The organism is Micrococcus sp. KRD070 (assembly GCF_017168435.1).
In the GTDB taxonomy this organism is placed as follows: domain Bacteria; phylum Actinomycetota; class Actinomycetes; order Actinomycetales; family Micrococcaceae; genus Micrococcus; species Micrococcus luteus.
This window is the reverse complement of the sequence record NZ_JABFNH010000008.1, coordinates 39,099-57,297: the sequence shown is the minus strand read 5'-3', so window position 1 is coordinate 57,297 and position 18,199 is coordinate 39,099. Positions and strand designations below refer to the sequence as shown.

The following is an 18,199-nucleotide window of genomic DNA, read 5'->3' as shown; positions in this document are numbered from 1 at the left end:
GCCCACCACCGCACCACCCACGCCCGCACCCCGGAGAGGACCCGATGAGCCACGCCACCCTTGTCCCGAGCACCGCGCCCACCCGCGTGGACGACCTGACGTTCAGCATCCACACCACGCCGTTCGACGAGGACTACACGCCCGCCGCCAGCACGCGCGCCACCACGAACTTCGCGAACCTCGCCCGCGGTGCGGACCGGCGGGAGAACCTGCGCGCCGCCCTGGCCATGATCGACGGGCGCCTCAACGACCTCGCCCCCTGGGACAACCCGGAGCGGGACCGCTACACGGCACGGATCGAGATCGTCTCGATCGACGTGCACTTCACCGCCGACGACGGCGCGGATGTCGACTTCCCGCTCATGGAGATGCTCGACGTGCGGGTGGTCGAGCGTGCGACGGGCGCTGTGCTCGGCCGCAGTGTGGGGAACAACTTCTCCTCCTACGTCCGCGACCACGACTTCTCCGTGGTGCTGCCCGCGCACGCGGCGACGTCGCCGGGGACCGAGGAGCCCGACGGCTTCGGCGACCTGCACGGGCGGCTGTTCCAGCACCTGCTCGACTCGCAGGCGTACCGGGAGCGGTTCCCGCAGCCGCCCGTGATCTGCATCAGCGTGTCCACGAGCCGCACCTACCGGCGGCTGACGAACGAGCACCCGGTGCTCGGGGTCGAGTACCGCCAGGACGAGCCCTCCCGCACGGACCGCTACTTCGGCCGGATGGGCCTGGGGATCCGGTGCTTCCTGCCGCGCGGGGCCGTGGCGCCGCTGGCGTTCTACTCGCGGGGAGACCTGCTCAACGACCACGCGAACCTCTCCCTGGCCGGGCTGATCGCCACCATGGAGACCTTCCAGCGGATCTACCGGCCGGAGATCTACAACGCGAACGCCGGGGCCGGCGAGGTCTACCGGCCGCGTCTGGACCACGGCGACTTCTCGCAGACCCGGATCGCCTACGACCGCGAGGAGCGGGCCCGCCTCGGCCGGGAGCAGGGGGAGTACACGCAGGCGCACTTCGTGGGCCCGCACCGCGACCTGCTGGAGCGCTGGGCCGCCGCCCACGCCGCACGAGACACCGAGGAGACCCGATGACCACCCTGATCCCCACCACCCTCGTCGGCAGCCTGCCGAAGCCCGGCTGGCTCGCCGAGGAGGAGACGCTCTGGTCGCCCTGGAAGCTCGAGGGGGAGCAGCTGCGCGAGGGCAAGCTCGACGCGCTCGCCCTCGCCGTGGCCGATCAGGAGCGTGCGGGCATCGACATCGTCTGCGACGGCGAGCAGACCCGCCAGCACTTCGTCACCACGTTCATCGAGCACCTCGGCGGTGTGGACTTCGACCGGCGCGAGACGGTGCGGATCCGCGACCGGTACGACGCGAGCGTGCCGACCGTCGTCGGGGAGGTGGGCCGGCCGGCGCCGGTGTTCGTGGACGACGCGAAGGCCCTGCGCGCGCGGACGGACCGGCCCATCAAGTGGACCCTGCCCGGGCCGATGACCATGATCGACACCCTCGCCGACCGCCACTACGGCAGCCGCGAGAAGCTCGCGTGGGAGTTCGCGCGCATCCTCAACGAGGAGGCGCGGGAGCTGGCGGCGGTGGGCGTCGACGTCGTGCAGTTCGACGAGCCCGCGTTCAACGTGTTCTTCGACGACGTCCGCGACTGGGGCGTGGCGACGCTCGAGCGTGCGGCCGAGGGCCTGACGTGTGAGACGGCCGTGCACATCTGTTACGGCTACGGGATCAAGGCGAACAACGACTGGAAGGCCACGCTCGGGGAGGAGTGGCGCCAGTACGAGACGTCGTTCCCGCTGCTGCGCGAGTCCACGATCGACACGATCGCCCTGGAGCGGCACCACTCCCGGGTGCCGGCGGAGCTCATCGGCCTGCTGCGCGGCAAGAAGGTGATGGTCGGCGCGATCGACGTGGCGAGCGACGAGATCGAGACGCCCGAGGAGGTCGCGGCGACCCTCCGGGAGACCCTCGAGTTCGTGGACGCGGACAAGCTGATCGCGAGCACCAACTGCGGCATGGCGCCGCTGGCTCGCTCGGTGGCGCGGGGCAAGACCGCCGCGCTCGTGGCCGGCGCGCGGATCCTCCGGGAGGAGCTGGGCGGGGAGTGAGGGGGCCTGGTGGCCTTGCCTGGCCGGCGGGGCCCCGTCTGGATCGTCTGCATGGATCCTGATGCGAGCCCCCGTGTCCGGCTCACCGCTGACGATCCCCGGCCGGGCGGTCGTCCCGCGACGTCGACCGAGGGGCCCCACCGACAGCTTGATCAGCGATCATCGCCGGAGCTGTGGGGCCGTCTGGTCGCTGCGGTGTTCGCCCTCGACGGCGTCGAGGAGGGCCACAGCACCGTCTCGCCAGCAACGTCGCGCGCCGTCCACCTGACAGGCCGGCCGGAGGAGCGCACCCCGGAGGTCAACCTCTCACCAGGCCGGCGCTGGGAGCCGGTGCACCTGCATGGGGTGGACGACACGTCAGTGCACCTCGTCCTGGCGCCCGAGCGCGGCGTCCGTCTGGCCGAGCTCGGATGGCTCGAACCGCATGGCTACGCGGACTTCGGCACGGAGTGGATGCTCTACGGTCCGCGGGACGAGGCAGAGCTGGCCGTCGTCGTCGGGATCATCGAGGAGTCGCTCGCCTACGCGCGCGGCTGACGCAGCGCCCGGGGCGGGGGAGCGGAGGCGGGAGGAAACTGCGAATTTTTCGTTTTCGCGGGTAGTCTTGTTCCATGACTGCGACGGTGAATGACAAGCACACGGTGCTGCCGCCGACGGACCTCGAGGAGATGCTCGACGTCGGCAGGTTCCTCGACGGCCTGACGCAGCCGGCTGCCCTGGTCGGCCCTGATGGGCAGAAGGTCCCCCTGCCGCCAGAGGCTTTCAACGTCCTGCGGGACGTCGTCGAGGCGATGCGGGTGGGCAAGGCGATCACGGTGGCGCCCGTCGACCAGCTGCTCACGACGCAGGAGGCGGCGAACTTCCTCGGCATCAGTCGTCCCACGCTGGTGAGGCTGCTCGAGGAGGGCGCGTTGCCGTACGAGAGGACGACCGGTGGTCGGCACCGACGCATCCGGCTCCAAGACGTCGTGTCCTATCAGCGGCGAAAGCGTGGGGAGCGGCGCGCCTCGCTGAGCGACCTCGTCGGGGAGGCCTCGTCTGCGGGGCTCTACGACCAGAATGCGGAGTCCTACCGCGAGGCGTTGCGTCAGGCTCGCGCCGGCCTCCGGGGTGAGCGCGGGTAGTGGCTCGTGCCGGAGGCGCGCTCGGGCGTCTGCCTGCTCACCCCCACACGCCGGAACCGGCGATGAGCCGGACCGCGAGCACCGCCATGACCACCGCGATCACCACGTCCACCACGCGCCACGCCTTCGGGTCGGCGAGCACCCGGGCCAACAGGCGCGCACCGTAGCCCAGCCCGGTGAACCACAGCACCGAGGCGGCGACGGCGCCGGCGGCGAAGACCCACCGCGCGTCGGGACCGTGCTGGTTGGCGAGGCTGCCCAGCAGCACCACGGTGTCCAGGTAGACGTGCGGGTTGAGCCAGGTCAGCGCGAGCGTGGTGGCGATGACCGATCCCGCGGTCCGCGGCGCCTGCTCGGCCACGAGCCCCTGCGGGCGCAGCGCGACACGCAGGGAGGAGACCGCGAACCAGAGCAGGTACAGGGCGCCGCCCCAGCGCAGCACCTCGAGCAGCCACGGCACGGCCTGCACGAGCGCACCCACCCCGGCGGTCCCGGCCAGGATCAGCACGGCGTCCGAGGCCATGCACACCAGCACGACGGCGCCCACATGCTCCCGGCGCACGCCCTGGCGGAGCACGAAGGCGTTCTGGGCGCCGATGGCGACGATGAGGGCGAGTCCGGTGAGCAGGCCGGTGCCGGCGAGGGTCCACATGGGTGAGGACGCTAGGGCCCGGCCGGGCCTGAGCCAAACGAAGAGAACTGCAGGTGCCTAAGCTCTGCTTCATGAACCTTGATCAGCTGCAGGCGCTGCGTGCGATCGCGGACGAGGGCTCGTTCGAGGCGGCCGCGTACGAGCTCGGCGTCAGCGCCTCGGCGGTCAGCCAGCGCATCCGCGCCCTGGAGCGGGAGGTGGGCCAGGTGCTGCTCCGGCGCGGCACACCTTGCGAGCCGACCGAGGCCGGCGTCGGCCTGGTGCGCGTGGCCCGGCACATGCGGGTGCTCGAACAGGAGGCGTGGGCCGGGCTGGGCCGCACGGCGGCCGGGCGCAGCGTCACCTCCCTGGCCGTGCCCGCCGACGTGCTGGGCACGTGGTTCGGGCCCGTCCTGGCGGAGGCCGCCGACTGGGACGACACGGTCCTCGACCTGCACGTCGAGGACCAGGACCACAGCGCCCGGCTGCTGCGCCGGGGCGAGGTGCTGGCCGCCGTCACCACGGAGCCGCAGCCTGTGCAGGGGTGCGCGGCGGAGCCGCTGGGGAGCATGCGCTACGTCCCGCTCGCCTCGCCCGCCCTGCTCGCGCGGCACGCGGCGGGCGACGTCGTCGACCTCGGCGCGATGCCCATGATGCGCTACAACGCGAAGGACGACCTGCAGCGCCTCGCGCTGAGCGGCGCCGGGCTGGACGTCGCCCCGCCCACGCACCTGGCGCCGTCGTTCGACGGGTTCCACCGGTCCGTCCGGGCCGGCCTGGGGTGGGGCATGCTCGTGGACGCCCAGGCCGTCGAGGACGTGCGCGCCGGCCGGCTGGCCCGCGTGCCCGGGCTCGACGACGTCCTCGTGCCCCTGTATTGGCAGGCAGCCACGCTGCCCGTGACGCGCCTGGTGCGGCTCACGCGGGCGGTGCGGGAGGCGGCCCAGCGGACGCTCGAGCGGGGGTGAGGCGGCACCGAGGTCGCGGACCGTCAGCGACGTCGCAGCGGTGCCGGCGCCTCCATGGATGCCTCGGCCAACACAGGCCGGAAGCCCAACGCCTCGTTGACGTCGAGCATGTGCCGGTTCTCCTCGGCGTTCCACGTGATGATCGCGCGGGCCTCGGGCAGCTCGTCGCGCACGGCGATGAGGTTCGCCGCCTTCACACGCATGCCGAGGCGGTGGCCGCGGTGCTCGGGCAGCACGATGGTGTCCCACTGGTCGATCAGCCCGTCCGGGCGCGAACGGGGCGCCACCAGCTCGCTCAGGGCGACGACCCGACCGGTGGCGCGGTGCCGCGCCACCGCGCGGAAGAGCCGCCCGGTCGTCAGGATCTGCTCGTCCATGCGACGCACGCGGGCCGCATCCCAGACCTGCTCCACCACGGTGCGTTCCCCGGACGGGACGTCCGTGGCCATGCGGGCCTTGAGGACGGCGAGGTCGTCCTGCAGGGACGCGTCGGCCGCGCCCTCCCAGGCGTGGAGCTCGTAGTCCGACGAGACGCGTTCGGCCTCGGCCAGGGCGGCGGCGGGGTCGATCCCCGGATCGGCGAAGTCATACCGGCTCACCCGCTCGATCTGGGCGAGCGCGAAGCCGTAGGACTGGGCGAGACGCACACCCGGATGTTCGGCGGGCACCGCGCCGGCGCCGTTGGGCGGGGTGAGCGTCCGTTGCCCGGCCACCGGCCGCGGCGTCAGCGGCCAGGTCTCGAAACGGGTGAGGCCGGCGGTGTCCTGGACGAGCCGCTCGGCCAGTGCGCGGCCGTGGCCGCGTCCGCGGTGCCGCGGGTGGACGTAGACGTTGAGGGCGGCCGCGTCAGGGTCGTCGACGTGGTTGATCAGGACGCGGGCGTAGCCGACCGCATCGCCGTCGACGTACGCCAGGTAGCGGCGCTGCGTGTGGTCGGTCTCGGCGGCGGCCTGGATGAGCGCATCCGTGGGGGTCTCATCCCACTCGGTCGTGCCGATCAGCTCGTGGTTGTACTCGTCGCCGAGCTGGCAGTAGGCCCGCCAGCGGGGGTCGTCCGGCGAGGCGGGCAGGGGGAATTCGATGATGTCAGGCATGCGGTGACTGCTTTCTGCAGAAAGGGGTGGGCGCAGAGGCACCCGTCGAGCCGTGCTCGAGACGGGCGCGCGGGGAGGGCCGGTGGTGGGTCGTCGGACCCACGGGGTCACTGCTGCTGCATCATGGGGTGAACTGTGTCACGACGCGGATCGGGGGGCAAGGGCCTTTGTCGTCGAGATGCAGCGCAGATGCCACCTGACGCGCGGGGAACTCTTCGCATATCGGGCGGGATCCGGTCGGCGTGAAAACTGGGTGTCCAGGTGGGCGCCCCCGCGGGCCCCAGGGATCGCCCGAAACGTACGGGCGGCTGCCGCTCTAGCGGGTTGGTTGTGGCGAGCCGTGCGGCGGGCGGGCAGGGCCGGAGGTGGCGCACACGGCGCATGGCGGGACCCCTCGCCACAAACGACCGGTTGTGCCGCATCTGCCTAGCTGCTCTGGAGGTGCATCCCAATCCGTAGCGCCGTCACGGTTGCTTCCGGGCTTGTCGAGGTCGAAGACGGGGGCAGGTGGATTGACACCTGATCGTCGCGGTGACGAGGGATCACGTGCAGGTGAATATGGGGCACGTCCTGTTCGGCTTCAACGCCGTCTGATAGGTGCAGGTTCACCGCGGGAGCCAGGGTCCTACGGATGACGCCGGCCACTCGCGTAGCGAGGGCGAACATCTCGGCGCCCTCCTCGGGCAGGAGGTCGGAGAGTGTGGGGACATGGCGCCGAGGGATGATGAGGCAGTGACCGTCTGCGACCGGATGGAGGTCGAGGAAGACGAGCGAAAGCGCACCTTCGGTGACCACATGGGCGGGGGTGCGCCGCTCGGCGACTTCGCAGAAGGGGCAGGAGATTCCCATCGTCCGACTATAGGAGGGCCTGCACCGCCGGGAGGAGAGATGCGTGAGCTGGCGAGCCAACTGGCGTGGACCTCGCCCGCCCCAAACGACCATTTGTGCGGTTTCGCTCGCCAGGTGTCGGGCGCGGAGGGGTCAGGCTGGGCGGCGGGCGATAACGGTGAAGGTGTGCCAATGCTTGATGCCGTCGAACGCACGCCCTTCTTCGTTGCGTTCGTTCAGTTCGATCACCTCCAAAGTGTCGAGGAGTTCGTCCACCTCTTTCCCGGTGAGGTAGGTGCCCAGGTCCGAGGCCCAGGTGTCATCGGAGCCGAAGAGATCGACCGCCAGGATCCCGTCTGGCAGCAGGGCGTGCTTGATCCGGTCCCACACCGAGGTGAAGCGTGCGCGAGGGATGAATGGCAGAGAGGCATTGGCCAGGATCAGGTCGGCGTGCGGGAGGGGATCCCACTCCTCGATGAGGCCCGTCCGGTGTTCGAGGATGCCGAGCGAGGTGAGTTCATTCATGTGCTTTTCGACGCTCGAGTCGACGTCGATGGTGTGGACGCTCAAACCCTCCTGGAGAAGGCGCCGGGTCTCAATGCCGGCGCCGCTTCCCAGCTCGACAGCGCGCAGACCTGCGAGGTTCTGGTGGGTGGCCCGCAGTGCTGTGAGCGCCCGGTCGGTGAGAGGGCGTACGGCCGAGGTGCCTGCCCGCGCGGCGTTGTAGGAGGCCCAATCGCTGGAACTTGTGGGAGTGGCTGGCATGGCCTGAGTATCTCGATCTGGGCACGTAGGGGGAAGAGGATGCGACGAGCGATGGTGTGTCGCGGCTTCCCCATGGCGAGAGTTGCGGCGAGGATCGGGCCCGCCGCAAACGACCGAATCTGCCTATCCCACGGGGCGGAATCCGAGCCGCTGGTAAATCCTCATGGCCGCATCGGAGGTGCCCTGTCCGAAGCGCAGACTCAGAGTGTGGTCACCGGCGTCGCAGCAGGTTGCGATGGCGTGTTGGACCAGAGCCCGCCCGACCCCCTTCCCGCGTGCGTGGGGATCAATGAAGAGGTCGATGATGAACGGACCAGTGAGGTGTTCGTCCCAGATCGAGTGGGTGACCACCATGATGGCTCCGGCGAGACGGCCACCCACCCACGCTGTAGTGCTCGCATCGGCGCGCAGCTTTCCGTAGTCACCAGTTGAGTCCCTGATAGTGGTGTAACCCTCCCCGGTCGCCAACACCGTCCCCTTCACGGACGCGGTCACCGTGGGAGCCTTCGAGCGAACCTTCCACAGCACTCTCGAAAGGACATCACCACGATGACCGCTCCACACATTGTCGACCCTGAACGCCTGCTGCGCGAAGCTCTCGGGGAGGCCTCCCCAGACCTGTTGCGCCACCTGCTGCAGACCGTGATCAACGCACTGCTCTCCGCCGACGCGGACGCGGTCTGCGGCGCCGAGTACGGCCAGGCCTCCCAGAGCCGTACCGCACAGCGCAACGGCTACCGGCACCGACCCCTGGACACCCGCGCCGGCACGATCGATGTGGCCATCCCCAAACTCCGGGCCGGCACGTACTTCCCCGAATGGCTCCTCGAGCGCCGCAAACGGGCCGAGTCCGCACTGATCACCGTGGTCGCGGACTGCTACCTGGCCGGGGTCTCGACCCGGCGCATGGACAAGCTCGTACGTCAGCTCGGCATCGACTCGCTCTCGAAGTCCCAGGTCAGCCGGATGGCACAGGAGTTGGACGAGCACATCGAGGCTTTCCGTCACCGGCCGCTGGGCGAGGCCGGCCCGTTCGTGTTCCTCGCCGCCGACGCCCTGACCATGAAGGTGCGTGAGGGCGGGCGTGTGGTCAACGCGGTGGCCATGGTCGCCACCGGGGTCAACGCGGACGGGCGCCGCGAGGTCCTCGGGCTGAGGGTGGCCACCACGGAGTCCGGGGCGGGGTGGAACGAGTTCTTCGCGGACCTGGTGGCCCGGGGGCTGGCCGGGGTGGCACTGGTGACCTCGGACTCCCATCGCGGCCTCGTGGAAGCAGTGGCGGCGAACCTGCCCGGGGCCGTGTGGCAACGCTGCCGCACCCATTACGCGGCGAATCTGATGGCCGTGACCCCGAAGAGCATGTGGCCGGCGGTGAAGGCCATGCTGCACAGCGTGTATGACCAGCCCGACGGGCCGGCCGTGCACGCCCAGTTCGAGCGCCTGTTGGACTACGTGCAGGACAGGTTGCCCGCGGTGGCCGCCCACTTAGACGCCGCTCGACAGGACATCCTCGCGTTCACCTCGTTCCCGAGGGACGTGTGGTGCCAGATCTGGTCGAACAACCCCGCCGAGCGGCTGAACCGGGAGATCCGGCGACGCACGGACGCGGTAGGGATCTTCCCGAACCGGGATGCCGTGGTGCGCCTGGTCGGGGCCGTGCTGGCCGAGCAGACAGATGAATGGGCCGAAGGCCGCCGGTATCTCGGCCTGGAACTGCTCGCCCGGTGCCGTGAGCCCCTGACCACGGAGCAAGAGACCGTGATGAGCACGGAGGTGATGCCGACCCTGCAGACCTGACAGGTACAAGCCCCCTACAACCTCGAAGACGGTTACACCACTTCCAGGGACTTGACCCCATACGGGCCATGACTCTCGGCGGGCAGACCCCCTGGCTGCTGGACCAACTCGAGCCAGCGGCGGAGGCCTACACCACCTATACCCGCCAGCTGGCGGTACTGCTGCCCCGGGGAAGGAGACGCGACCGTACCGTGGAGGACTGGCGGGCCTGGTTGCCCACGGATGCCGGCTGGCAACACCGGGCCTGTCCGCGCTGCACCATGGAATCCACCCCTCCCTGCCCCTACCAACTGGCGTGGCTGGTGCCCCTAATGCTCTCCTGCCCCGTCCACCACTGCCGACTCGAACGCCACAACGGCCCGGTGGGCTACCACGACTTCTGGCACGTCTCGCCGGGTAGGCCCGAGCCGCGACCGGTCGGGGCGGCGATCCGGAGCATGGACCAGCGGACCTGGCAGGCCCTGACCACAGGATCCGTCGCCCTTCCCCGACACCGGGTGCACGCAGGCCTCTGGTTCCGACTACTCAGGACGCTGCTCGACGAGCTCGGCGCGACCATCATCGAATGCGGCGCACCCGGCCGGCTGACACGACAGGTGTGGGACCGCACCGGCCACCCGGTCCGCGCCGGACAGGGCCCGTGGCGCCCCTACGAGGAACTCTCCGATCAGCGCCAACTCCAGTCCCTGGAAGCCGCCGCCACCGCGATACACCTGTTCGAAACCCGGGCCATGACCTGCCCCGGACGCGAAGCCGAGGTGTTCCTGCCCCAACCGGACATTTCCCGCGACCCCGGCAGCACCGAACAAACCACGGACCCCACCGCCATCCGTTGGCAGGAGATCAAAAAGAACTTTCAGGCCGTCGTCGAGGAAGCCCGGACCACCCCCGAGACCGCCCGCCAACTCTTCAACTTCTGCACGATGTACCGCCGCGACAACGACGAAGTGATCCAAGGCGTCCGGAGCAATTTCACCGAGCTCGGCATCCCTTCGGACTACCTGTCACCATAGCTGCGCCGTGACCGTCTGCGAGACGTAGAATAAATGACCGGTTACGTGACAATATTTCTCAACATCTCGCTCTGCGGGCCTCGTGTCACATAAACGATCGAATAAATGACAGGGGTGGTGGGCGGTGCTCGTGGGGTACATGCGGGTGTCTAAGGCTGACGGCTCCCAGGCCACCGACCTGCAACGCGACGCCCTGCTCGAAGCCGGCGTGGAACCGGAGGCTCTGTACGAGGACAAGGCCTCCGGCAAGAGCGATGACCGTCCCCATCTGGCCGCGTGCCTGAAAGCGCTGCGGGCCGGGGATACCCTGCTGGTGTGGAAGCTGGACCGACTCGGCCGGGACCTGCGCCACCTGGTCAACATCGTGCACGAGCTCACCGAGCGGGGCGTGGGCCTGAAGGTGCTCACCGGCCAGGGGGCGGCGATTGACACCACGACCGCCTCCGGCAAGCTGGTGTTCGGGATCTTCGCCGCCCTGGCCGAGTTCGAACGCGAGCTGATCTCCGAACGCACCAAGGCCGGCCTGGCCTCGGCCCGGGCCCGAGGCCGCAAGGGCGGCCGGCCCTACAAGATGACCCCGGCCAAGATCCGCCTGGCGATGGCCTCGATGGGGAACAAGGACACCAACGTCGGTGCCCTGTGTAAGGAACTGGGCATCACCCGCCAGACCCTCTACCGCCACGTCTCACCCACCGGGGAACTGCGCGAAGCCGGACAGAAGGTGCTGGCCCAACGCCGATGACCACCGCGGGCTGCGGAGCTGTGTGCCGCCGATGGTGACCCACCCGGGGGCGTGTCGTATGACGTGCCGTCGCGGGACGGACCACCGGACGGGTCATGCGGGATGTCCCTAGTGGCGTGCCACTGTTCATCCATGTCGGCTGCGGGTGTGTCCGGTGGGGGGTTCCTCCTGCGGACGCGTCTATTGCTCAACCAGCCCCACTGGGTCAGTGGTGGGTGGGGTGTTCGTGGTGGGCGTGGGCGGCGGGTTCGAGTTGGAAGGTGGAGTGGTCGATCGCCACGTCGAAGTGCTCGGCGACGCAGTGTTGGAGCTGGTCCAGGATCTGGGGGGCGTGCCCGTCGTGGAAGCAGTGGTCCTCGACGACGACGTGGGCGCTGAGCACGGGGACCCCGGTGGCGATCTGGGAGGCGTGCAGGTCGTGCACGGACACCACGTGCGGCACCGCTTCAAGGTGGTCCCGAACCTCGGCGAGGTCCAGGTCCCGGGGGGTGGATTCGAGCAGGATGTGCGCGGCCTCGGCCAGGATCTTCAGGGTGCGGGGCACAATCAACACGGCGATGAGCATCCCGGCCACGGCGTCGGCCTGCGCCCAGCCGGTGGTGGCGATGACCAGGGCGCTGGCGATCACGGCCACCGAGCCCAGCGCATCGTTGAGGACCTCCAGGAACGCGGCGCGCATGTTCAGGTTGGCCCCGCGGCCGGAGCCGAGGACGGCCAGCGAGGCGAGGTTACCGGCCAAGCCGAGGATCCCGAACAGCAGCAGAGGGCCGGAGGCTACCTCGGGCGGGGCGAACAGTCGCTGCAGGCCCTCGATGAAGGCGTAGAGACCCACGGCCAGCAGGATGGCGGCCTGGGCCAGGGCGGCCAACACCTCGGCGCGCAGGAACCCCCAGGTGCGCCGGGCCGTGGGCGGCCGGGCCATCAGGGTGGAGGCCAGCAGGGCCATCAGCAACCCGCCAGCGTCGGTGAGCATGTGCGCCGCGTCCACCAGTAGGGCCAGGCTGCCGGTGATCAGCGCCCCGGCCACCTCGGCCAGCAGCACCGCCGTGGTGATGGCGAAAGCGACCGCCAGCCGCCAGCGGTGCGCCGGCGAGGCGTGGTGGTGTGCACCCATTAACTGTGTCCTCCTTCTCCGGGACCGGGCTCAGGCCGCGGCGGGGCCGTCGGGGCCCGGGGTGCCGGAGTGTGGGCAGAGCTCGACCGCGTGCCCGGTGACCGTCAGCAGCCGCTCGGCGGCGGCCAGCACCTGAAGCAGCTCGGGCTCGGCGGCCAGGGCGTACAGCGAGGCCCGGCCCACCGGCCGGGAGGCCACCAACCCGCAGCCGGCCAGGCAGGCCAGGTGCGCACTGACCGTGGACTGGGCCAACCCGAGGTGCTCGGTCAGCTCGCGCACCTTGTGCTCCCCGGTGGCCAGGTGCCGCAGGATCGCCAACCGGGTGGGGTCGGAGAACCCGTGGAACAGCGCCGCCGCCGGGCCCAGGCCCGCCGCCGGGGACACCCCCGGCTCCTTAATCATCGTCATACGACGATGATAGCGCCTTCAGTCGATAATGGCGAGGTCGCGCCCCAGGACCGGTCAGAAGCCGGTGAAGGCGGGGAGGAACTGGACGAAGACCGAGCCGGCGACGGCGACGTAGGCGACGGCGATGAGGGTCCCGGCCCAGCCGGTGGCGAACCGGACCACCCCCGGCGGGGCGGGGATCACGCCGTGGGCGAGGTTGCGGGCGGTGAGCAGGAGGAACAGGGGGATCATGGCCGCCCAGACGATCATGCAGTACAGGCAGAGGATGTAGATCTCGTACAGGGCCTGGAACCACAGCCAGGCCACGAACCCTATCCCGAGGGTGACCCCGGCCTGCAGCCCGAGCCAGTACCCGCGGCCGGGCCGGGCCCCGGAGAGCACGACCATCGCGGTGGAGATCACCACGGCGAAGGCGACGATGCCGATCAGCGGGTTGGGGAAGCCGAACAGCTCGGACTGCCAGGTGCCCATGACCCGTCCGCAGGACACCCAGGGGTTGATGTCACAGCTGGTGGTGTGGCCGGGGTTCTCGTAGAGGGCGAGGCGTTCGAGGACCAGGGTCGCCGAGGCGATCCAGCCGACGGCGCCGGTGACGAGCAGCACCAGGCCGAAGGCCCGGCGCCCGGTGAACCACGCCGGGGCCGGCGCCGGGCCGGCTGCCGATACTGGGGAGGCGGCGCTCGGGGCGGTGGGCTCGGTGAGCCGGTCGGTCATGGGAAGTCCTTTGCTCTCGGTCCTCTGCTCTGGCCCGGGTGGCCGCGGATGGTCCGGGCGGTCAGTCCTGGGTGGCGGCCTCGACGGCGGCGGTGAACTCTTCCAGGCTGTTCACGGTGAGCGGCTCACCGTCGAGGTAGAAGGTCGGGGTCCCGGCCACGCCCAGGGCGGTGCCGTCGGCCACGTCCAGCTCGACCCGGTCCCGGGTGGCCGGGTCGGCCACCGCGGCATCGTAGGCGGCCATGTCCAGGCCCAACTCTTCGGCGTAGGCCCGGAAGACCGGGCTGCGGTCCTCCGTGGTGTGGCTCCACTCGGTCTGGGTCTCGAACATCTTCTGGTACATCGACTCGTAGGCGCCCTGCTGGGCAGCGGCCTCCACGGCGATGGCCGCGGTGACCGAGTTCGGGTGGCCCGGCAGCGGGAAGTACCGGTGCACGAAGGTCACGGTGTCCGCATACTCGGCGCGCAGGTCCTCCACGAAGGGGTAAGCCGCCGCGCAGGCCTCGCACTCGAAGTCCAGGAACTCCACCAGCACGGCCTTCTCATTGGGGGCCTGCGAGAGCACCCGGCTATTCTCCCGCACCAACTGACCGGCAGACCCAGTCGACTGCCCGGTGGACTGGGCGGTGGACTGGTTGGGGTCCTGCTGCTGGGCGGTGGCGGTCCCGCGGGCCACAAGGTAACCGATGAGGGCGGCGGCCACGACCAGGCCCAGCAGCACCCAGACCACGATCTTGGCCCGGCGCTGCCGGGACGGGGTGGAAGCGGTGGGGTCAGGGGAAGTCACGAGCGGTCCAATCCGTGAGGTGGGGGGCGTGTGCGGGCGGGGTTAGACGGGGGTGGTGAAGGTGCCGGCCAGGTTCTGCAGCTGGTAGATCCACAGGGTCCAGATCCCGGTGACCATCAGCACCCCGACGAGCACCAGCAGTACCCCGCCGATGATGTTGAAGGCGCGGATGTGGCGGCGGACGAAGCCCAGCGTTCGGGTGACCCAGTCCAGGCCCATCGCCACCAGCACGAAGGGGATGCCCAGGCCCAGACAGTAGAGGAAGCCCAGCAGGGCCCCGCGCCAGGGGTCCCCGGTGGTGGTGCTCAACGCCAGCACGGCGCTGAGGGTCGGGCCCATACACGGGGTCCAGCCCAGGCCGAAGACCACCCCGAGCAGCGGGGCCCCGGCGATCCCGGTCCTGGGCTGGAAGGACATCCGCCGGGTGTTCTGCAGGAACGGCAGCCAGCCGATGAGCACCAGGCCCATCAGGATCACGAACACCCCCAAGGCCCGGATCAGCGCGTCCTGCCACTGCAACAGCCACCCGCCGATCACCCCGAAGGCGGCCCCGTAGAGGGTGAACACCGCGGCGAAGCCCATAATGAACAGTCCCACCCCGGTCATCACCCGGCGCCGGTTGTCCGCCCGGCGCGGGTCGGCCAGCCCGGAGACATACCCCAGGTATCCGGGCACCAGCGGCAAGATGCACGGGGAGAGGAAGGACACCAGCCCGGCGACCACGGCCAGCGGCATCGCCACCAGCAGTGCCCCGGACTGGACCATCTCGGCGAAGAACCCACCCAGGCTCATGGCCGTCCTCCTCGGCCCCGGCAGCGGCGATGCGGGAAGGTGGGGCAGCAACGGGCAGTCACGGAGGGTCCTCACTGATTCAATCGATCGGGGTCGCCCGGCCCGGGCGAAACCCCGCAAGAGACTACAGTGCAGGCTGTATAGTTCACCACATGCTGACGATTGCGACACGGTTGGACGTGATGAACCGGCTGGGCCGGGCGATGGCCGACCCCACCCGATCCCGGATCCTGCTGTCCCTGCTGGAGGGCCCCGGGTATCCGGCCGAGCTGGCCCAGGCCCTGGGGCTGAGCCGGTCGAACGTGTCGAACCACCTGGCCTGCCTGCGGGACTGCGGGATCGTGGCCGTCGAGCACCAGGGCCGCCGCACCCGGTACGCGATCGTCGATGCGCACCTGGCCCGGGCGCTGAGCAGTCTGCTCGAGGTGACCCTCGCGGTGGATGCCTCCGCGCCCTGCCTGGACCCGGGCTGCCCGGTACCCGGGTGCTGCGACACGGCGGAGGTGGCCTCGTGAGCGCCGCCTGCGGCTGCGAGGCCCCGACCCCCACTCCCGGTGCACCCGAGGAGCACGAGGAGCACCGGCCGTGGTGGCGCGATGCAGCCATCCTGCTCCCGGCGCTCTCCGGGCTGGCGTTCCTCACCGGGCTGGTCCTGGAATGGTCCGGGGCCGGTCTCGTGGCCACGGTGGTGTTCTGGGTCGGGCTGGTGCTGGGCGCCTGGACCTTCGTGCCCGGGGCGCTGCGCGGATTGTTCACCCGGGGCCGGCTCGGGATCGGACTGCTGATGACGATCAGCGCCATCGGCGCGGTGATCCTGGGCTACATCGAGGAGGCCGCCGCCCTGGCGTTCCTGTACTCCATCGCCGAGGCCCTGGAAGACAAGGCCATGGACCGGGCCCGGGCGGGCCTGCGCGCCCTGCTGAAACTGGTGCCCGAGACCGCGACCATCCGGGCCGGCGGGGCCACGGTGGAGGTCGAGGCCAAGGACCTGCGACCCGGGCAGGTGCTCGTGGTCCGGCCCGGGGAACGGGTCGCCACCGACGGGATCGTGCGTACCGGGCGCAGTTCCCTGGACACCTCGGCGATCACCGGCGAGTCCATCCCGGTCGAGGTCGGCCCGGGAGACACCGTCTCGGCCGGGTCGATCAATACCGCCGGGGCCCTGGAGATTGACGCCACCGCCGCCGGCACCGACAACTCCCTGACCACCATCGTGCACCTGGTCGAACAGGCCCAGGCCGAGAAGGGGGACCGGGCCCGGCTGGCCGACCGGATCGCGAAGCCCCTGGTGCCCGGGGTGCTCATCCTGGCCGTGCTCGTCGCGGCCCTCGGGTCCCTGCTCGGGGACCCGGAACTGTGGATCACCCGCGCCCTGGTGGTGTTGGTGGCCGCCTCGCCCTGCGCGCTGGCCATCGCGGTGCCGGTCACCGTGGTCTCGGCGATCGGCGCGGCCAGCCGGTTCGGGGTGGTCATCAAATCCGGGGCCGCCTTCGAGCGCCTCGGCGGGATCCGCCACCTGGCGGTGGACAAGACCGGGACCCTGACCCGCAACCAGCCCACCGTCACCGCCGTGCTCGCCGCCCCCGGCATCACCGAGGACCAAGTGCTGGGCTGGGCCGCGGCACTGGAACAGCACAGCACCCACCCGTTGGCCGCGGCCATCACCGCCGCCACCCCGGACACGCCCGCGGCCGAGGGCGTCACCGAGACCGCCGGGCACGGGATCACCGGCCGCCTGGACGGGGCTACCGTCACCGTCGGCAGCCCCCGCTGGCTGGCCCCCGGCCCCCTGGCGGCCCAGGTCCAGGGGCTGGAGGACCAGGGCATGACCGTGGTCATCATCCACCGCGACGGGGCGGTCGCCGGGGCCATCGGGGTCCGTGACGAACTGCGCCCTGAGGTCCCCACCGTCGTGACCACCCTGACCGGCCAGGGCATCGACCTGACCATGCTCACCGGGGACAACGCCCGCACCGCCCGGGCGATCGCCGACCAGGCCGGCATCGACGACGTGCGCGCCGAGTTGCGCCCCGAGGACAAGGCCACCGCCGTCCACCAGTTGACCGGCACCCGGCCCACCGCGATGATCGGTGACGGCATCAACGACTCTCCCGCCCTGGCCGCCGCCGAGGTCGGCATCGCCATGGGCGCCACCGGCTCGGACGCAGCCATCGAATCCGCCGATGTCGCCTTCACCGGCCACGACCTGCGCCTGATCCCCCAAGCTCTGGCCCACGCCCGCCGCGGCCGGGCCATCATCAATCAGAACATCATTCTCTCGCTGCTGATCATCGCCGTGCTGCTGCCGCTGGCCATCACCGGCGTCCTCGGCCTGGCCGCCGTGGTCCTGGTCCACGAGGTCGCCGAGGTCATCGTCATCGGCAACGGCCTGCGCGCCGCCACCACCCGACGCACCGCCCTGGAACCCCTCACCGACCGGCAAGCCCAACCCGCCACCACGGGATGAGCTCCTACCGTGCCTGCGGGACAGAGACGCCCAGGCCCGGTGAGACCCGACCTGTCCGGTCCATCCGGTACCTGCCAGCGATTTCACAGGTCGCGCCGGGGTCAGCAGATCCACTGAGGCGCCGGGAAACGGGCGCATCGCGAAAGGACACGAATGAACCACCGGCGCAGGTACCCCCTGGTGCTCTTGACCATTGCGATCGGGGCCGGCGTAGTGGTCCTGGACCAGGTGACCAAGTGGTGGGCGGAGAACAGCCTGTCCACGGGCGAGCGAGTCCCGCTCCTGGGTGAGCTGCTCGGGCTCCAGCTGGCCTACAACCCCGGGGCGGCCTTCTCGTTCGGGGCCAACTCGACCTGGATCTTCACCATCATCTCGGCGGTGGCGGTCGCCGCGGCGATCTGGTTCACCCTCCGGGTCCGTACCGTGTCCTGGGCGATCGTGATCGGGTGTCTCGGCGGCGCGGTGACTTCCCACCTGGGTGACCGGCTCCTGCGCCCACCGTCATTCGGGCAAGGCCACGTGGTGGACTTCCTCGCCTACGGGAACTGGTTCATCGGCAACATCGCGGACATCTTCATTGTCGGCGGGGCGCTGGCCGCGGTCCTCCTGACCGCCACGGTGCCCGACCGGGGCACCGTCGACGTCGCGCGATAACCACTACTAGGACTCCCCTCCGCGGCCCGCTGCAGTCGGTCCCCCCTAGGTGTAGGAGGGCATGACGTTGTTGACTCGGGCCGGGGCCAACGAGGCCGGAGGGGCGTCCCCGCAGGAGGTATGAGGCCGATGGTAGTTGTAGTGGTTCACCCACACGGCCAGCGCCTCACGCCGAGCTGTCT

General features: G+C 70.4%; 22 protein-coding genes. 11 read left to right on the top strand and 11 right to left on the bottom strand.

Annotated features, from left to right (window positions below; translation table 11 throughout):
* The first annotated feature begins 44 nt into the window (after positions 1-44).
* The 4 genes from J1M38_RS03070 to J1M38_RS03055 all read left to right on the top strand — a co-directional run bounded on the left by J1M38_RS03070 (position 45) and on the right by J1M38_RS03055 (position 3,243).
* On the top strand, positions 45-1,091 hold the full coding sequence (locus tag J1M38_RS03070; protein WP_127435210.1) for a putative oxygenase MesX: 1,047 nt from the start codon (positions 45-47) through the stop codon (positions 1,089-1,091).
* Positions 1,088-2,119, top strand: a complete 1,032-nt coding sequence (locus tag J1M38_RS03065; RefSeq protein ID WP_206482195.1) for a methionine synthase — start codon at positions 1,088-1,090, stop codon at positions 2,117-2,119. The genes J1M38_RS03070 and J1M38_RS03065 overlap by 4 nt, the downstream gene beginning before the upstream one ends.
* 195 nt (positions 2,120-2,314) lie before the next feature.
* Positions 2,315-2,656 (top strand): luciferase family protein, encoded by a 342-nt coding sequence (locus tag J1M38_RS03060; RefSeq protein WP_010080039.1) that lies wholly within the window; start codon positions 2,315-2,317, stop codon positions 2,654-2,656.
* A 74-nt stretch (positions 2,657-2,730) separates the two neighbouring features.
* A complete protein-coding gene (locus J1M38_RS03055; protein ID WP_049145677.1) occupies positions 2,731-3,243 on the top strand; it encodes a helix-turn-helix domain-containing protein in 513 nt (170 codons plus the stop codon).
* Positions 3,244-3,280: 37 nt separating this feature from the next.
* Here the strand turns inward: J1M38_RS03055 and lysE are convergent, their stop codons facing one another.
* The gene (gene lysE / locus J1M38_RS03050) at positions 3,281-3,895 is read right to left on the bottom strand and encodes an L-lysine exporter (RefSeq protein ID WP_070709017.1); all 615 of its coding nucleotides are present in this window, start codon (positions 3,893-3,895) and stop codon (positions 3,281-3,283) included.
* A 71-nt stretch (positions 3,896-3,966) separates the two neighbouring features.
* Here lysE and J1M38_RS03045 point away from each other — a divergent pair, with 71 nt between their 5' ends.
* Positions 3,967-4,842, top strand: coding sequence for an ArgP/LysG family DNA-binding transcriptional regulator (locus J1M38_RS03045; protein ID WP_070709018.1), 876 nt, complete (start codon positions 3,967-3,969; stop codon positions 4,840-4,842).
* A 23-nt stretch (positions 4,843-4,865) separates the two neighbouring features.
* On the opposite strand, the gene J1M38_RS03040 is transcribed toward J1M38_RS03045, so the two are convergent.
* The 4 genes from J1M38_RS03040 to J1M38_RS03025 all read right to left on the bottom strand — a co-directional run bounded on the left by J1M38_RS03040 (position 4,866) and on the right by J1M38_RS03025 (position 8,024).
* Positions 4,866-5,936 carry a GNAT family N-acetyltransferase gene (locus tag J1M38_RS03040; RefSeq protein ID WP_070709019.1) on the bottom strand — a complete coding sequence of 357 codons (1,071 nt, stop codon included), beginning with the start codon at positions 5,934-5,936 and terminating at the stop codon, positions 4,866-4,868.
* A 426-nt stretch (positions 5,937-6,362) separates the two neighbouring features.
* Positions 6,363-6,785 carry an HIT family protein gene (locus J1M38_RS03035; protein ID WP_070708679.1) on the bottom strand — a complete coding sequence of 141 codons (423 nt, stop codon included), beginning with the start codon at positions 6,783-6,785 and terminating at the stop codon, positions 6,363-6,365.
* 132 nt (positions 6,786-6,917) lie between these two features.
* Entirely contained in the window at positions 6,918-7,529 is a 612-nt protein-coding gene (locus J1M38_RS03030; RefSeq protein WP_102708788.1) for a trans-aconitate 2-methyltransferase, read from the bottom strand.
* Between the two features lie 123 nt (positions 7,530-7,652).
* A complete protein-coding gene (locus tag J1M38_RS03025) occupies positions 7,653-8,024 on the bottom strand; it encodes a GNAT family N-acetyltransferase (RefSeq protein WP_342356196.1) in 372 nt (123 codons plus the stop codon).
* 54 nt (positions 8,025-8,078) lie between these two features.
* Here J1M38_RS03025 and J1M38_RS03020 point away from each other — a divergent pair, with 54 nt between their 5' ends.
* The 3 genes from J1M38_RS03020 to J1M38_RS03010 all read left to right on the top strand — a co-directional run bounded on the left by J1M38_RS03020 (position 8,079) and on the right by J1M38_RS03010 (position 11,081).
* Positions 8,079-9,326: an IS256 family transposase gene (locus J1M38_RS03020; RefSeq protein WP_020397262.1), complete on the top strand. Its 1,248-nt coding sequence runs from the start codon at positions 8,079-8,081 to the stop codon at positions 9,324-9,326.
* On the top strand, positions 9,323-10,339 hold the full coding sequence (locus J1M38_RS03015) for a TniQ family protein (protein WP_342356198.1): 1,017 nt from the start codon (positions 9,323-9,325) through the stop codon (positions 10,337-10,339). Before J1M38_RS03020 ends, J1M38_RS03015 begins: the two co-directional genes overlap by 4 nt.
* 124 nt (positions 10,340-10,463) lie before the next feature.
* A complete protein-coding gene (locus J1M38_RS03010; RefSeq protein WP_036313821.1) occupies positions 10,464-11,081 on the top strand; it encodes a recombinase family protein in 618 nt (205 codons plus the stop codon).
* Positions 11,082-11,286: 205 nt separating this feature from the next.
* Here the strand turns inward: J1M38_RS03010 and J1M38_RS03005 are convergent, their stop codons facing one another.
* The 5 genes from J1M38_RS03005 to J1M38_RS02985 form a co-directional block, all read right to left on the bottom strand.
* Positions 11,287-12,195: a cation diffusion facilitator family transporter gene (locus tag J1M38_RS03005; protein WP_036313825.1), complete on the bottom strand. Its 909-nt coding sequence runs from the start codon at positions 12,193-12,195 to the stop codon at positions 11,287-11,289.
* A 30-nt stretch (positions 12,196-12,225) separates the two neighbouring features.
* Positions 12,226-12,603: a helix-turn-helix transcriptional regulator gene (locus tag J1M38_RS03000; RefSeq protein WP_036313828.1), complete on the bottom strand. Its 378-nt coding sequence runs from the start codon at positions 12,601-12,603 to the stop codon at positions 12,226-12,228.
* Positions 12,604-12,657: 54 nt separating this feature from the next.
* On the bottom strand, positions 12,658-13,317 hold the full coding sequence (locus J1M38_RS02995; RefSeq protein WP_036313831.1) for a vitamin K epoxide reductase family protein: 660 nt from the start codon (positions 13,315-13,317) through the stop codon (positions 12,658-12,660).
* Positions 13,318-13,378: 61 nt separating this feature from the next.
* On the bottom strand, positions 13,379-14,104 hold the full coding sequence (locus tag J1M38_RS02990) for a thioredoxin domain-containing protein (RefSeq protein ID WP_081097719.1): 726 nt from the start codon (positions 14,102-14,104) through the stop codon (positions 13,379-13,381).
* 42 nt (positions 14,105-14,146) lie between these two features.
* Positions 14,147-14,896, bottom strand: a complete 750-nt coding sequence (locus J1M38_RS02985; RefSeq protein WP_036313837.1) for a cytochrome c biogenesis CcdA family protein — start codon at positions 14,894-14,896, stop codon at positions 14,147-14,149.
* Positions 14,897-15,048: 152 nt separating this feature from the next.
* Between J1M38_RS02985 and J1M38_RS02980 the strand changes: the two genes are divergently transcribed.
* From J1M38_RS02980 to J1M38_RS02970, 3 genes are all read left to right on the top strand, one after another.
* The gene (locus J1M38_RS02980; protein ID WP_060775722.1) at positions 15,049-15,411 is read left to right on the top strand and encodes a helix-turn-helix transcriptional regulator; all 363 of its coding nucleotides are present in this window, start codon (positions 15,049-15,051) and stop codon (positions 15,409-15,411) included.
* Positions 15,408-17,363, top strand: a complete 1,956-nt coding sequence (locus J1M38_RS02975; RefSeq protein WP_170721174.1) for a cation-translocating P-type ATPase — start codon at positions 15,408-15,410, stop codon at positions 17,361-17,363. Before J1M38_RS02980 ends, J1M38_RS02975 begins: the two co-directional genes overlap by 4 nt.
* A 180-nt stretch (positions 17,364-17,543) precedes the next feature.
* On the top strand, positions 17,544-18,017 hold the full coding sequence (locus tag J1M38_RS02970; RefSeq protein ID WP_230297579.1) for a signal peptidase II: 474 nt from the start codon (positions 17,544-17,546) through the stop codon (positions 18,015-18,017).
* Positions 18,018-18,062: 45 nt separating this feature from the next.
* Here J1M38_RS02970 and J1M38_RS02965 read toward each other — a convergent pair.
* Positions 18,063-18,199, bottom strand: a 137-nt coding sequence (locus J1M38_RS02965) for an integrase core domain-containing protein (RefSeq protein WP_206481628.1), incomplete at its 5' end; no start/stop codon positions are given.

Bases quoted from the DNA above. Each gene is read 5' to 3' on its own strand.
- J1M38_RS03030 (WP_102708788.1), bottom strand. From the start codon at position 7,529: ATGCCAGCCACTCCCACAAGTTCCAGCGATTGGGCCTCCTACAACGCC.
- J1M38_RS02980 (WP_060775722.1), top strand. From the start codon at position 15,049: ATGCTGACGATTGCGACACGGTTGGACGTGATGAACCGGCTGGGCCGG.
- J1M38_RS03055 (WP_049145677.1), top strand. From the start codon at position 2,731: ATGACTGCGACGGTGAATGACAAGCACACGGTGCTGCCGCCGACGGAC.
- J1M38_RS03020 (WP_020397262.1), top strand. From the start codon at position 8,079: ATGACCGCTCCACACATTGTCGACCCTGAACGCCTGCTGCGCGAAGCT.
- J1M38_RS03070 (WP_127435210.1), top strand. From the start codon at position 45: ATGAGCCACGCCACCCTTGTCCCGAGCACCGCGCCCACCCGCGTGGAC.
- J1M38_RS03045 (WP_070709018.1), top strand. From the start codon at position 3,967: ATGAACCTTGATCAGCTGCAGGCGCTGCGTGCGATCGCGGACGAGGGC.
- J1M38_RS03065 (WP_206482195.1), top strand. From the start codon at position 1,088: ATGACCACCCTGATCCCCACCACCCTCGTCGGCAGCCTGCCGAAGCCC.
- J1M38_RS03005 (WP_036313825.1), bottom strand. From the start codon at position 12,195: ATGGGTGCACACCACCACGCCTCGCCGGCGCACCGCTGGCGGCTGGCG.
- J1M38_RS03040 (WP_070709019.1), bottom strand. From the start codon at position 5,936: ATGCCTGACATCATCGAATTCCCCCTGCCCGCCTCGCCGGACGACCCC.
- J1M38_RS03000 (WP_036313828.1), bottom strand. From the start codon at position 12,603: ATGACGATGATTAAGGAGCCGGGGGTGTCCCCGGCGGCGGGCCTGGGC.
- J1M38_RS03035 (WP_070708679.1), bottom strand. From the start codon at position 6,785: ATGGGAATCTCCTGCCCCTTCTGCGAAGTCGCCGAGCGGCGCACCCCC.
- J1M38_RS02985 (WP_036313837.1), bottom strand. From the start codon at position 14,896: ATGAGCCTGGGTGGGTTCTTCGCCGAGATGGTCCAGTCCGGGGCACTG.
- lysE (WP_070709017.1), bottom strand. From the start codon at position 3,895: ATGTGGACCCTCGCCGGCACCGGCCTGCTCACCGGACTCGCCCTCATC.
- J1M38_RS02995 (WP_036313831.1), bottom strand. From the start codon at position 13,317: ATGACCGACCGGCTCACCGAGCCCACCGCCCCGAGCGCCGCCTCCCCA.